The 14596-nt window shown below is 49.8% G+C and carries 12 protein-coding genes; 10 read left to right on the plus strand and 2 right to left on the minus strand.

What is annotated here, in order from left to right; translation table 11 throughout:
- Nucleotides 1–234 (plus strand): hypothetical protein (locus KKE17_09740; protein ID MBU1710273.1); only part of this gene is annotated, 234 nt, incomplete at its 5' end.
- A gap of 136 nt (nucleotides 235–370) precedes the next feature.
- On the opposite strand, the gene KKE17_09745 is transcribed toward KKE17_09740, so the two are convergent.
- Nucleotides 371–2716 carry a FecR domain-containing protein gene (locus KKE17_09745; GenBank protein MBU1710274.1) on the minus strand — a complete coding sequence of 782 codons (2346 nt, stop codon included), beginning with the start codon at nucleotides 2714–2716 and terminating at the stop codon, nucleotides 371–373.
- A gap of 466 nt (nucleotides 2717–3182) precedes the next feature.
- On the opposite strand from KKE17_09745, the gene KKE17_09750 reads away from it, so the two are divergent.
- Nucleotides 3183–3884 (plus strand): PilZ domain-containing protein, encoded by a 702-nt coding sequence (locus KKE17_09750; GenBank protein MBU1710275.1) that lies wholly within the window; start codon nucleotides 3183–3185, stop codon nucleotides 3882–3884.
- Between the two features lie 172 nt (nucleotides 3885–4056).
- Here KKE17_09750 and KKE17_09755 read toward each other — a convergent pair whose 3' ends face one another.
- Nucleotides 4057–5148, minus strand: coding sequence for a DUF2914 domain-containing protein (locus KKE17_09755; GenBank protein ID MBU1710276.1), 1092 nt, complete (start codon nucleotides 5146–5148; stop codon nucleotides 4057–4059).
- 167 nt (nucleotides 5149–5315) lie between these two features.
- On the opposite strand from KKE17_09755, the gene KKE17_09760 reads away from it, so the two are divergent.
- The 8 genes from KKE17_09760 (at nucleotide 5316) to KKE17_09795 (ending at nucleotide 14393) form a co-directional block, all read left to right on the plus strand.
- Nucleotides 5316–6305: a MoxR family ATPase gene (locus tag KKE17_09760; protein MBU1710277.1), complete on the plus strand. Its 990-nt coding sequence runs from the start codon at nucleotides 5316–5318 to the stop codon at nucleotides 6303–6305.
- Nucleotides 6302–7180 carry a DUF58 domain-containing protein gene (locus tag KKE17_09765; GenBank protein MBU1710278.1) on the plus strand — a complete coding sequence of 293 codons (879 nt, stop codon included), beginning with the start codon at nucleotides 6302–6304 and terminating at the stop codon, nucleotides 7178–7180. The genes KKE17_09760 and KKE17_09765 overlap by 4 nt, the downstream gene beginning before the upstream one ends.
- Before the next feature lie 3 nt (nucleotides 7181–7183).
- Nucleotides 7184–8200 (plus strand): BatD family protein, encoded by a 1017-nt coding sequence (locus tag KKE17_09770; GenBank protein ID MBU1710279.1) that lies wholly within the window; start codon nucleotides 7184–7186, stop codon nucleotides 8198–8200.
- Nucleotides 8197–9255: a VWA domain-containing protein gene (locus tag KKE17_09775; protein MBU1710280.1), complete on the plus strand. Its 1059-nt coding sequence runs from the start codon at nucleotides 8197–8199 to the stop codon at nucleotides 9253–9255. Before KKE17_09770 ends, KKE17_09775 begins: the two co-directional genes overlap by 4 nt.
- On the plus strand, nucleotides 9252–10289 hold the full coding sequence (locus KKE17_09780) for a VWA domain-containing protein (GenBank protein MBU1710281.1): 1038 nt from the start codon (nucleotides 9252–9254) through the stop codon (nucleotides 10287–10289). The genes KKE17_09775 and KKE17_09780 overlap by 4 nt, the downstream gene beginning before the upstream one ends.
- Nucleotides 10290–10555: 266 nt before the next feature.
- Nucleotides 10556–11704, plus strand: a complete 1149-nt coding sequence (locus KKE17_09785) for a tetratricopeptide repeat protein (GenBank protein ID MBU1710282.1) — start codon at nucleotides 10556–10558, stop codon at nucleotides 11702–11704.
- Nucleotides 11704–13566 carry a BatD family protein gene (locus KKE17_09790; protein ID MBU1710283.1) on the plus strand — a complete coding sequence of 621 codons (1863 nt, stop codon included), beginning with the start codon at nucleotides 11704–11706 and terminating at the stop codon, nucleotides 13564–13566. Before KKE17_09785 ends, KKE17_09790 begins: the two co-directional genes overlap by 1 nt.
- Nucleotides 13563–14393: a hypothetical protein gene (locus KKE17_09795; GenBank protein MBU1710284.1), complete on the plus strand. Its 831-nt coding sequence runs from the start codon at nucleotides 13563–13565 to the stop codon at nucleotides 14391–14393. Before KKE17_09790 ends, KKE17_09795 begins: the two co-directional genes overlap by 4 nt.
- Nucleotides 14394–14596 lie beyond the last annotated feature (203 nt).

The following is a 14596-nucleotide window of genomic DNA, read 5'->3' on the forward strand; positions in this document are numbered from 1 at the left end:
AAAAAACCTAACAACCCTGACAACTGGTGTCAACATTTATTTTTTTCAGGACGCGACAGGCAACTATTGGGATTTACACACGAACAGATAATGAAACAACCGATGCTACCGAATCAACTAGTTGATATTTCAATAATTCTGATTCGCTGCATGAAAATGTTTGGAATGCGCCTGCGGGGAAAATTGAGGCAGGCACAAAAGATGGGATTACAGAAATCGCCACTAAAAAGATAAATGAGAATCGGCTATCGGTTCTAACGGTTTGAAAAAAAAGAAGCGGGAGGAAATCATCCCTCCCGCTGTATTTACCGGTTCACATCTTTATCCCGAATAGTATCACCGTAGACTCTTTAACGGCGGACACCAGGGATCATTCCTTAACATCATACCTGACAACAAAGCCCTTCTCGGTATGGCAGCCGATGCAGAGCAGGCTTAAATCCTCGTTTCTCACCCGCTGATTGATATCCGCTGAATGGCCGATATGGCAGGACTGACAGGTCATACGCCCGTCAGGCAGCACCGGGTATTCGGCCGGGAATTTCATGCCCCGACGGGGTGGCACATTAACCACATGGCCTCTGCGGTATTCATGGCAGTTATAACAGATATCAATATTCATCATTCTTCTGCTGGTCATGATCGGATGATCTTCCGGGAGCAGCCATTCCTTTGCGGCAAAGGCATCCGGAAGCCTCGCGAGCTGTAAAAACATGGGTTGATTGGCGGTAAATCTGACAATATAGTTATCTTCATAACAGAAAAACTCATTGGCCAGGTCCATTGACCCTTTTATCTTTTGTTCCCTGGTTTCCAGGATGTCTTCTTTGGTGGAAAAACGATGAATGCCGGACTCAGCTTTCTTGCCCTGGAGATCATTGGCAATGATTGAAAACTGATACCTGGTGTCTTGTCTCAACTCGGAAAGAGTAATTTCATGTTCATAGCCCCAGCTCCGGTCGATAATCGGCGAATTATCCAATTGATCAATGCCTGAATTAATGATTGCCCTGGACAACCGGTTTGTTTTCCAGGTGATGGTGGCGGTGGTAAAAAGATCATGCTTTATTTCACTTACCCGTACATCATGAATTTTCAACGGCCCCTTATCCGCATCCAACTCCGGCAGGGTTTTCATCGGCGGCAGAAAAATTTTCTGGTAATAATCCCGGGCGTCATCAGTTTGAGCGTGGACATAAATCCTTTCATCCTCCTCTCTTTCGAGAGTTGCCATAACCGTCTTTTTTTCTCTTTCGGTCAACGGCTTGTCATTCTTGCCGTCATAGGATTCCTTCTGGGCGACAAATTTATAAAAGTGGAGCATTTCGATTTTCATCGCCTGCCGATTTTTCAATGAGACATGACACACCGGGCAATCCTTTTTAAGCACCGGCAGATGGACATATTTCTTCTCCATGATTTTCGCATAATCAGCCTTATGGCACTTATCGCATTCCAAGGGTTGGTACGAATCGGCGTTAAACTTGTAGCGTTGCGGATCAGAGCGGTCAAGGATCCTTGCATCCTGCGTTTTGATTTCCCGGGGTTTTGGAAACACAAACCATTGCTCTGCGGATGACTCCATGCTTTCATCAATCCGCATCATGAACTGTCTATCAACTATCTGGTCAATGACTGACGACCGCCCCGGCCGGCCTTTCCCTTGAATCGGCCTGAAAACAATGGGTAGCATCTTCTCAAGCCTGTCCCATTCACCCGGAGTCACCCTGCGGACAAAACCTATCTCCTTATCCGGTGCAAGATCCACCGCAGTCCTGGCTGCCTGGATCACCCGCTTGTTGCCTGCCTTATCACTGACCTCAAGGCTTCGGCCCTGGCTGATTTCCAGCACATAGAGCTGATCGCCTTCAGGGTCGGAGACAACCATAACCTCTGTGCCTTTTATACGGATTTCGGCAAGGGACGATTTGAGCGTAAATTTCTCAGGATTAATTTTTGCAATGCTGCCGGCAAGGACCCGGTATCTGCCATGGGACATCAGCATCAGCAACGTTGAGTCGTCCTCGTTTTCAGGGCTGAAAACATACTCGTTAATGACAATTCTGCTGTTTTCGCCCATGGCAAGAATAGTGTTGTCACTGAAATGGATTTCTATACGGCTCAGTTCCCTGGTGACGATAATATTATTTTTATAGATCGGACTGCCGGTTTGAAGGGGCAGCGAGATTGAGCCTTCCTCACTGTAGGCCTGCCCGACAACATAGACAACCTCGCCAACGGCCTTGAATGACGCATCGCCATGATGACTCTCGACAACCGCTTCGGCAGAAAGAATATTTACCAGCACTTCGCTTTCAAACTTGAATGACCCGTCGGGATTACGGGACAATGTCCAGTCCAGCACCTTATTACCCATCACCAGTCCCGGAATAATCAAGGTGTTCACACTGGGATAAAACACCGCCGGTTTTGTCTCGGATTTCACCTTGGATTTCGCTTCGGAAATTATAGTGAACTGCCCCTTTTTCCGAGCGCTTTCCTGCAGTAACCAGCTCAACTGCTCGCCGCGGACATCCACACAGGGAATATCGAGTACTCTTTTTTCCGGGTCATAGGTTGGTGAATCCGGACCGGATCCCATGGAAATCCCGCAAAACAGAATCAGGAGGAAAAGAACCATAAGGGCCGCAGGGATCAGGCAGACCTTTTTTCTAAACAAAATACCAACGCGTAACCAGGGAGAGCAATGGGCCATGAAACTTCACCTCCAGTATCTTGACTGCTGAACGGGTAATGAAAACGTGTCATGATATATATACAATAAAAGTATGATCTAGGCAAAAATCATCTTTCTTTTCTACCCGGTCAATATATAAAAGTCCAAATTCATCACAGGGTCATTCCTGTTCTTGCCTTTGACTATCAAACAATTTATGATGAAATCGGTAAAAGACTGATTTCATCGAGTTATCCCCTTGTAACATGTTGATTTTGCTTGGTGGACCTTTTACTGCGACAACGACTTACGAGTCCGACAATTTATGATGAAATCGCAGATATGGAATACTGAATTATCGCCTCCCGTAATTTCAACAAGGTAACGGCGGAATACGCGTCCGACGAGCGCTTCGTGCGAGTCCGACAATTTTTGATGCTGCTTAGTTCTTATCTTTACTGAGAAATCTTTCAGATCACTTATGACTTAATCGGGCAAAGAAAGGATGGAAGAGCACAGAAAAGAAAAAAGGGTTTTGCCTCTGGAGCTTGAACCTGTCGAAGTGCAGATCATGGGAGACGGCTTTCTTGATATCCTCAATGCGCGGGACATCGGCAGAAACGGCATCGGCATTTTTGTGCCGCCGAGCTTTGCCAGCGCCGGCATTGAAAAGGAAGTCACCTTGATCATTTCTCTTCCCGGTTTCAAAAGTTTTGATGCCGCCGGCGTCATCATGCACAAAAAACTCCAGGACAATGATTCCGGCAATATCTGTTTTGGGATCAACTTCACCAAAATCCGCTCCTATGACCAGGAAATCCTCAGAACATATGTTGAAAATAGAATCAGGGATAACCGGTTGCATGTCCGGGTGCATCCTTCCCCGGAAGAACCCCTCGATGCCCGGGCAATCAAGGATGACAAAACCGAAAATGTCGATATTCAGGATATCAGCCTTGGAGGGTTAAAGGCTGGCGGCGCCAAGATTATTACCCAGATACCGCCGGACGACGCCATTGACTTTGTTGTGGTCCTTCCCGGTGGAGACAAGCTCGAGATAACCGGTCATCTGAAGCATATTGATCAAGACAACAAAACCTTTGGATTATGCTTCTCAGAACTGGGCAGGGAACAGACCAGCCTGCTGGAAAAATATATCAGCCGCCGGGTGAAGGAACTTCAGAAGCAGGTGGATTATCAAAGCTGATGGCAAAGTAATAAGCTCAATCTACTTCGTTGTAATAATTTTTTAGCTGCTCGGCATACCCGTTGTATTGCCTCGCACCTAAAAAATCAATACGCCTCGTATCTCAAGCTTCTTACTTTGCCATCCCAATACTTTTTACGAGGCTGACAAGTCTGGAGATTGAGAGGAGCCCTTAATGGAGCTCTGTATAAAATTTTCTTTCTTCCTTCTCGTCTGACAATGTCACAGTAAAACTGATCCGGCCGATTTCAAGACCGTTTTCGGTTTCCACCTTTGCCCGCCATTCGCCCTGATCATAATTCTGTTTATAGGCATGACCGCGAAACCCGTCGGCGCGGCCCCCTACAATATTCATCGGAATCCTGTCCGAGGTTTTCCACTCCCCGTTCCTCAGATGGTATTGGAAGTGAAGAAAAACCTTGCCCTTAAAACCGCCCGGAGAAAAAATCTTGGCAAACAGATAAATCCGGTCGCCGGGCCGCGCCACAAACTCCTGATCGCCTTTTGACCAGAACCGCCAGTTCGGCGTCTGCCTGTAGAGAATATATTGGTCGCCGGACACCTCCATGGCATGGTAAATCCCCAGATGCTTGAGACTCAGCGGTATGGGCGGGATTATTTTCAGGGCATAGAGCAGCACAAAGCCAAGCAGAACGCAACCTGCCGGGATTACAAGATTTTTATAAATTTTTCTTCTGTCAATCTGCTTTCTGAAAAGATAATACCAGAACCCGGCAAGCACCACACAGGCACAAAAAACACTCAAGGCAAAAATACCGGTGCCGGTCTTTCCAAGGGTGACCGGCACCAGATAAATGAAATAACTGACCAAACTGATAACAATCAGTGCGACCTTTAATGCCGGACCCTGTTTTTTAAAAATCTGCAATTCGTTGGCGATGAGCAGAACCGCGAGAATCATGAGGAGCACAAAGGTGTTGGCAACCGAGCCGCTCTTGAAATAAAAAATCACAAAGGCGTTGAGCAGAGCGCCCAACAGAAAATGCAGCAATTCATTCTGGTATTCAAAAAAAAGCAGGATGCCCCTGTGTGCATGGGGGGGTGCTGCTGCTCCAACTATCTGATTTCTAAGAATAAATATTACAGCCAAGAGATAGGCGCCATGGCTGAGGATATTCAGGATATTGTCAATCCGGCCCAGAGTGACCACATCAAAAAAGAACCCGGATGTAAAAAACAGGGCCGTTAAATATGGCAAGAGCCGTTTATAGGCGTTCTCCACTTTCGGAGGAAGCTTTTTCATTGTGTTCACACTCCTGCTTGACAAGATTCCGACAACGTCATAATTTTTCTGAAACTTTTTTTCATGCTACAGATCATACTACAAATAAATCTTGAAAAAACCGGTTATAGATAAAATCCACAAAAAAATATATTTTTTGATTTCTTGCATTATAAGGGGGAACAATCATGTCTTTGGATATTCAACAGATAAATGAACAGGTTGAAAAAGAAAGCCTTTTGCTTGCAAAGGTTCGCGATGAAATCGGCCGGGTAATAATCGGCCAGACCAAACTGGTCGACCGGCTGCTGATTGCCCTGCTCTGCAATCAGCATGTGCTCATCGAAGGCGTGCCGGGTCTTGCCAAAACCCTGTCGGTAACCACCCTTGCCCAGACCATCCAGGCATCATTTCAGCGCATCCAGTTCACCCCGGACCTGCTTCCCGGCGACCTGATCGGCACCCTGATCTATAATCCAAAATCCGGGGAGTTCACCACTCGCAAAGGGCCGCTTTTCGCCAATATCATCCTTGCCGATGAAATCAATCGCGCCCCGGCAAAAGTACAAAGCGCACTCCTTGAGGCCATGCAGGAACGGCAGGTGACCATCGGCAACGAAAGCTTTGCCCTTGGCGAGCCGTTCATGGTACTCGCCACCCAGAACCCGGTGGAACAGGAAGGCACCTATCCCCTGCCCGAAGCCCAGGTTGACCGTTTCATGCTCAAGCTTTCCATCACCTATCCCTCAAAAGAGGAGGAACATAAAATCCTCAAGCTCATGGCGCGATCCTCCCGCGACATTAAAGCAGACCCGGTGATTTCCCCCCAGGATATCATCAGACTCAGGCAGCTTGTTGATACCATTTACATGGACGAAAAAATAGAGACCTATATCGTCGATCTGGTCAACGCCACCCGCAACCCATCGGAATACGGTCTTAAAATCGGCGATCTCATCCGTTACGGCGCCTCACCCCGGGCCACCATCTATCTTGCCATGGCAGCAAGGGCAGTAGCCCTTCTTGCAGGCCGCGGCTATGTGACCCCGCAGGATGTGAAAACCATTGCCCCGGATGTCCTCAGGCACCGGGTGATTGTCACCTATGAAGCGGAAGCCGAAGAAAAAACCTCCGAAGACATTGTCCGTCAGATCCTTGAATCCGTCGAAGTGCCATGATCTCTAAGGAACTCGCCAAAAAAATCAGAAAAATCCAGATATACACCAGCAAGGCGGTAAACGATGTCCTGGCCGGTGAATACGAAAGTGTGTTCAAGGGCCGCGGCATGCAGTTCGACGAAGTACGCGAATACCAGCCCGGCGACGAAATCCGCACCATTGACTGGAACGTCACCGCCAGAACCGGCCACCCCTATGTTAAGCAGTATGTTGAGGAACGGGAGCTCACCGTGGTTTTTCTGGTGGATCTTTCCGCCTCCGGCTCCTTTGGCAGCAGTGAAAAAACCAAGAATGAAATTGCCGCTGAATTCTGCGCGCTCCTCGCCTTTTCAGCGATAAAGAACAACGACAAGGTCGGGCTCATCGCTTTTACGGACCGCATCGAGCTGTTCATCCCGCCGAAAAAAGGTGTCTCCCACGTCCTCAGGCTGATCCGCGAGCTGCTTTGCTTTACTCCGCAAGGGACCCGGACCGATATCGGCAGTGCCCTTGATTATCTCGGCCGGGTGATCCATAAACGGGGGGTGGTTTTTCTGGTTTCCGATTTCATCGCCCCGGACTTTAAAAAACCCCTTCGAGTTCTTTCCAAACGGCATGATCTCATCGCAGTTTCCGTGTCTGACCCAAGGGAAATAATCCTTCCGGACGTCGGCCTCATAGAATTGGAAGATGCAGAAACCGGCCAACTGGTGCTGATTGACACCGGCAGCCAAAAGATTCGGGAAAACTATTCCAGACTGGCCCGGGAACGACAGGAAAGCATTCGGGAAAACTTCAGGGCAAATTCCGTAGACCATATCAAGCTTTTGACGGATCACGATTATCTTCTGGATCTCATTCACTTTTTCAAGAGAAGGGAACGGAGGCGACACTAGCAAATGGACCGTTCATATATGTTGGGGAAAAATCATTTTGCTTCGCTTATTATTATGGTTGCCTTGCTTTGCCTTCTGGTTTCAGGCTGCGAACGTAAAGCCCCCGAGACCGCAGAGATATCTACGGCAATTACCAAATCCTTTGAACAGGGGCCGGCAAAAATATTACTTGTTGTTGATACAAATGAAATCACCGTTGCGGATCGCATAACCCTTTCCCTGACCACCATCGCTCCGGAAGGATATGAGGTGGTGATGCCGAATCCGGAAAACTCATTTGGCGAGTTCACGGTGGTTGATTTCAGCAATACCGAACCATTTCTTGCCGCTGACAACACCATTCGCAGGATGCGTACCTATATCCTCGAACCCTTTCTGGCCGGCGTTTACACAATTCCATCATTGACCATCATCTTCAACCCGGGAAAGGAAACCAAACCACTTGAAATCAGCACCGAGGAGCTTGCAGTCACCGTCAAGTCCCTGCTCCCTGAAAACACCACCAGGCCGGATATCGCCGACATAGCAGACATTGTGGAACCTCCGCCTGATAGAACCCTGCTCTATAGCCTGGCGGCAATTTTCGCCTTGTTGGCAATCGCTGCCCTGGTGTACTGGTTTTATTTCCACAAAAATAAACCTGAAAAACAGGCGCCGCCGGTTCCGGCCCATATCCGTGCGTATCAGGAGCTTGATGCCCTTGTCGCCCTCGGCCTGGTTGAGCGTGGTGAAATAAAACGTTTTTACTCAAAAGTCTCAGACATTTTCAGGCATTACATTGAAAACAGATTTTTCATAAAAGCGCCGGAGCAGACCACCGAGGAATTCTTTGGCGAACTGGGTTCAAACCAGATAATTCCTTCCCAGCATAAACCGCAGCTTAAAAACTTCCTTACCCATTGCGATCTGGTAAAATTTGCAAAACACCGACCCAGTGATGAAAAAACCCGTGAAACCGTGGGCCTTCTGCGCAATTTCATCAAGGAAACCGAACCGCACCAGGAGGAGCGCACCCTATGAGATTCGCAACTCCCTGGGCATTCCTTGTCCTGCTGGTCATTCCGCTTATCCTCTATTTTCAGCTGAGACGCACCAATCGGTCGGGTGTGCGTTTTTCCTCAAACAGCTTCACCCTCTCTGCCGGACACTCGCTGAGAAACAGCCTTATCCAGTTACCGCTGCTGCTCAGGATTATCGCGGTGATCCTCCTCACCGTTGCCCTGGCAAGGCCCCAGGCCGGCACCGAAAAAATCATCGATATCAGCAAGGGCATTGCCATTGAAATGGTAGTGGATCGTTCCAGCAGCATGGGCCAGGAAATGGACTATAAAGGGGAACGCCTCAACCGCCTTGAGGTCGTTAAACGGCTCTTTACCGAATTTGTTCAGGGAAATGATACGTCGCTGTCCGGCAGGACAAACGACCTTATCGGCATGATCAGCTTTGCCCGTTATCCGGACACCATCTGCCCCTTGACTCTGGCCCATGGCGCCCTGGACCGCTTTATGGATAATGTCCAACTGGTTACCCAGCGCCCGGAAGACGGCACTGCCATCGGCGATGCCCTGATGCTGGCTGCAGCCCGGCTTAAGACCGCTGAAGAAACTCTGGCGCGGACCAATTCCGATTCAGACAAAAAATATGAAATAAAAAGCAAAATCATCGTCCTGCTCACTGACGGCGAAAACAATGCAGGCAAAACCTCGCCCCTTGACGCTGCGGCTCTTGCCGAGGAATGGGGCATAAAAATCTATGCCATCGGGGTGGGCGGCGATGACGGCCTGATGAAGATTAAAACCTTTTTCGGGACGCAGGTGGTCCAGACCGGCCGCGGCGTGGATGACAAGACGCTGACCCGGATTGCTGAAAAAACCGGCGGCATGTATCGGGTGGCTGATACCGAAAAAGCCTTGCGGGCAATTTATGAAGAGATCAACCAGCTTGAAAAAAGCGAGGTGGAAAGCGTCCGCTACATGGATTACAAAGAATATTTCAGCCGCTTTGCGCTGATGGCTTTCTGCCTGCTGGCTCTCGAAACAGTATTACGCACAACGGTATTCAGGAAGATACCATGACCGCTTTCAAGCTCAATACCATTGAAATGCTGTTTCTCCTCTGGGCGCTGCCCTTCCTTCTGGGGCTGTTTATCTATGCCGCCAGAAAGAGGAAAACAGCCATGCTCAATTTTATCAGCGCCGGACTCTACGCAAAAAACCCTCCTCCCATAAGCCCAATGCGGCGGGGCTGGAAAGCGGCGCTTGTGCTTGCAGCTTTTGGCTGCATAGTCTTTGCCCTGGCGCGTCCGGCCTGGAACCCCAGCGAGGCAACGGTAAAACGCTCCGGTCGCGATGTTGTCTTCATGCTTGATGTTTCACGGAGCATGCTTGCCGAAGATCTCGTTCCCAACCGTCTTGAACGGGCCAAACTCGCAATCCTCGATGCAGTGGGCCGTCTGCAGGGTGACCGCGTGGCCCTGGTGGCGTTTGCCGGAACCGCGACCATCAAGTGCCCCTTGACTCTGGATTATGGTTTTTTCAGGATGATGCTTGATGATATTTCAACGGAAAGCACCAGCCGCGGCGGCACGCTTTTAGGCGATGCGATCCGCACCGTGCTGGATCAGGTGTTTGACGATCAGGTGAAAAAATATAAGGATATAATTCTGATCACCGATGGCGAAGATCATGAGAGTTTTCCGGTGGAGGCGGCCCGTATGGCCGGAGAGAAAGGCATACGGCTGATCATCATCGGCCTTGGTGACGAAAAAGAAGGACAGAGAATTCCGCTAACCGATGCCCAGGGGCAGAAAACCTTTCTCAAATACCAGGGCCGTGAGGTCTGGACCAAGCTCGACGCCGACACCCTGCGCCAGATGGCCGACGCGACCCCCGGCGGCCGTTACCTGCCGGTTGCCACCGGCACCATCGACCTGGGAGATGTCTACGCACAGCTCATTGCCCTGGCCGAAAAAAAAGAACTTGCCGCCAAGACCTTCAAACGCTACGAAGAAAAATTTCAGCTGTTTATCGGCCTGGCCCTCATGCTGTTGATAATTGAAGCACTGATTTCGGATAAACGGCAGAATGGAATGCATTCCGGAGGTAGCTGAATTTCGATGGCAATCACAAATTTGTATCCGATGAAGAGCCAGGTTCCGGGGTGTAGCTACAGGGCCGGTGTCGGAAGCCCAGCTGGTCTCTGCAAATTATCCGTAGGGACCCTTTCTTCTTGGCGCGAAAATGTTGAAAACGCCTCAGCGTCTTGGCCGGCACCTGCAGCTACACCCCGGAACCGGCATGCGTGGTATACGGTCAACATCCTTTAGGTGATAAGCAGTTTTTTCATCATTAAAAATAATTTTTTGTTCCCGGCACTATGACAAAATTTAATTCATACACACTGCTCTGCTTTCTCCTGATCAGCTTGGCTCCTGCAGCATCTTGGGCGGAATCGGCAAATGATCTGATCCGGGAGGGCAATACTGCTTTTCAGGAGGGGAAATTCGACCAGGCCATACAAGCTTATGATCAGGCCCTTGAAAAAAAACCAGCTGCGGCCATCGCCGAATATAATAAGGGAGCAGCGCTGTATCGCCTTGATAATCCATCAGAGGCAATCCCGGCTTTTGAGCGTTCATCGATAGATCAGAAAACACCCGGGTTAGCGGCCAAAAGCAGGTATAATCTCGGCAATGCCCATTTCCGGGAGGCGCAGAAAAAATTGCAGGAACACCCGGAACAGTCCCTTGACAATTTCCGCCAGAGTCTCGGGTATTATCGGCAGGCCCTGGAGCTTGACCCCACCTTGAAAGCAGCGGCAGAAAATATCGAAGTGACCCGGTTAAACATCAAACTGGCCATGGAACAGATGCAACAGCAGGCTCAGCAATGCCAGGAACAGCAACAAAAACAGGAAGAACTTGCCGATGACCTGCAAAAGCTCATCGACCAACAGGAGAAGGCATCGCAGAAAAGCGAGGGCCTTGCCAAGGATAAATCGCCTGAAAACGATACCGGCGAAGAAGCGATGAAACAAGCAGCGGAGCAGGGAGACCTCCGGGAACAGACAGAAAACCTGGCTGAAAAAATGGCGCAGAGCAGTTCAAAAAACCAGGATGCAACAAATGATGCGACGCAGAAAAACATCCAGGATGCCATAGAATCCCAGAAAAAAGCAGAAAAAGCCCTTCAAAATAACAACCCGAAAGAAGCGCATGAGTCCCAGAAAAAGGCGGAGGAAAAACTTGCAGGCGCCTTAAATGAATTAAATAAAAAGGAAGAACAAAGCAAATCTGAAAAGTCTGACGAACAGGCGGACAAGAACCAGGGAAAACAGGACCAGGGCCAGCAGGGAGAACAGCAGGATTCGCCTGCCAGCCAACCCCAGCAGGATCAGCAATCCATGCAGGCCATGGCCCCGAACCAGACCGCCAAAGATATCCTCAACCAGGAAAAGCAGAATCTCAACCTGCGCCGCAGCAGGCAGCAGGCTTCCGGTTACAGTCAGGTAGAAAAGGACTGGTAATGAATCAATTGCGAAACATCTTTATTATTGCATGGATACTAGCCGTCATCTTTCTGCCGGTTCTTGCCTCCGGGCAGGAACTCGCGGCGCGTGCAGCGGTTGAAAAACAGGAGGTTTTCGTGGGTGAATCCTTTCTGTTTCAAGTCCAGGTGGAAGGCGATGAAGCCCCGGCTCAACCCGACTTAAGCAGCCTTGATGCTGCTTTCCATGTTCAGCAGAAAGGCGGCCAGACCAATAGTGGCAAATCCATAACGATTATCAACGGCAAGGTCACCCAGGTGTCAAAAAGCGGCTATGTGTTCAGTTACAGCCTGACCCCGAAGCGGGCCGGCACCCATACCATACCGCCGATTACGGTGGTTGCCGGCAATAAAAACCTGGTGACCGATCCGGTGACGATCATTGCCAGAAAACCCTTGGAGACCGATGAATTTAAATTGCGGATAACCCTGAGTAAAGATCAATGCTATGTGGGAGAACCCATCACCCTTACGGTTACCTGGTATGTCAGCAAAGATGTGCGGGACATTGAGTTCAATATGCCGTTTCTGGATGATGACCGCTTTAGTTTCGAGGACTTTGAAGATCCCGCTCAAATGCATGACGCAGTGCGGATTCCCCTTGGCAGCGGCGAGGTGATCGGCGACCGGGGGAAAGCCGTCCTGGACGGCAAGGAATACATGACCCTGGAATTCCGCAAAACCATGACCCCAAAGCCGGTCGGGAAAATCACCCTGCCCCAGGCAACCGTATCCAGCAAGATATTAACAGGATACAACAGGAATCAAAGCCGTGACCCCTTTTCCATGTTTGATGATGACTTTTTCGGGCGTGGCCGCAGAGGAGTTTACACAACGGTTGTCACTCCCTCCAATCAACCGGAGTTGCTGGTACAAGCCTTGCCGGCAAATGGCAGGCCTGCAGATTTTTCAGGTCTGATCGGCAAATTCAGTCTCACCGCCAACGCCGAACCCTTGGATGTCAGCATCGGCGATCCCATTACCCTGACTGTGCAGGTTGCCGGAAAACATATAAAAAATGTCGAGCTGCCCGCACTTGAATCCCTTCCAGGTTTTAGAGAACACTTCAAGATTCCTCAGGAAATTGCCCCGGGCGAGACTGCGCCCATGGTCAAAACCTTCACCCAGACCATCCGTGCAAAACAAACTACGGTAAATGAAATCCCGCCGGTGAGCTTGAATTTCTTCAACACCGACACCGGGCGTTACGAAACCGCCCAAAGCCCGCCCATTCCAATTACCGTCAAAGCAACAAAGGTTGTCACCGCAACCGATGCCGAAGGCCGGGTTCTTTCTGTGGCTCAAAAGGAACTGCAAACGGTAAAAGAAGGTATCGCCCATAATTATGCCGGCCCGGACGTCCTTGAAATGCAACAACCGGTCTCAGAGAGGAAACCGACGCCCTTCTGGCTGGTGGTTCTCCTCCTGCCGCCGGCTTGTTTTATGCTGCTGTATCTCGGCTTATTTTTTATTCAAAGACGTGCAAAGAACCCTGCAGCCAGAAACACCCGAAAAGCGTATTCATTGTTTCTCCAATCCATGAAAGGCGTTTCCGGCAATACCGAGTCCGAACAGGCATATGAGACCATGGCAACCGCCCTGCAGACCTATCTTGGGTATAAAATGGGGATTAAGCCGGGGGCGATCACCTTTGATGATATTGAGACGCCCCTTGCCGAAAAAGGAGCCTCCCCGCAAAATATTGCGGCCCTCATGGATCTGTTCACAACCTTTGAAGCCAGGCGTTATGCCGGTGGCTCAGCCTCCCCGCAAAACATCAATGATCTGAAAAATCGCGGCATCGCGCTGGTCGGCCAACTTGAGAAGGACCTTGGTTCATGAAAAAACATATTTCTTCCCTGCTCTTTCTGCTCCTTTGTCTTTCCTTCCCTTTTGCAGGGCATGCCGAGGATTTTGCCCTTTCGGACCACGAAAAGGTGGAACTCCTGCAACAGGCAAATGACTTTTTCCAGCAGGCAAACGAAGCCTATGACGCCGACCGGCAGGCTGCTGAAGAACTGTACCGTAAATCTCTTTTCCGCTTTGAGCGCCTTTCAAAAAGCGGCATCGAAAACGGCAAGCTCCTGTATAATATCGGTAACATCTATTTCAGACTCGACGATATCGGCCGGGCAATCCTGCATTACCGCAAAGCCCAGCGGTATATTCCCGATGATCCGAGCCTGGCGCAAAACCTTGCTTATGCTGAAAGCCAACGCCAGGACAAAATTGATCCCAGGCAGGAAGAAAAAATTGTCAAAACCCTGTTCTTCTGGCATTACGACTTGTCCTTCAAGGTCCGGTTGATGCTCTTTGCCCTGTTCTACGCGACCTTCTGGGTGATCTCCACCGCTAAACTTTTTTCCGGAAGGGCCTTATCAAAATGGGCCATGGCTATTCCTCTGGTCCTCGCCCTGCTCATTGGCGGCTCGTTATCATACCACCTGCTCTTTCCTCCTGCCCCGGAAGGCGTTATCCTTGCCCCGGAAACCATCGCCCGTAAAGGCGACGGCCACACCTATCAGCCGAGCTTCAAAGAACCCCTGCATGCGGGCACCGACTTCACGCTTATTGAAGACCGCGGTCAATGGCTCCATATCGAGCTTGCCGACGGCCGGCAGTGCTGGATTTCCGCAGGGTCTGCCGGTCTTATCTCTTCAAAACCCTGAAAAAAGAGACCTGCCTCCGCATTGTTATCCAGGCTGATAAATAGTGTTTGGCAAGTTCACGACTTCATAGTAATCTAACCGGAATTTCTCACGGCCCAATTCATTCTATTTGCATAAGGCCTTACATTGCTTCGTCTGATAATCCTGCGATCACCAACATAGTTCCAAAATCCATTACCGTCTTTAAGGGAGGAAGAGATAAC

The sequence above is a fragment of the Pseudomonadota bacterium genome, from assembly GCA_018823135.1.
Taxonomy (GTDB): Bacteria; Desulfobacterota; Desulfobulbia; order Desulfobulbales; family CALZHT01; genus JAHJJF01.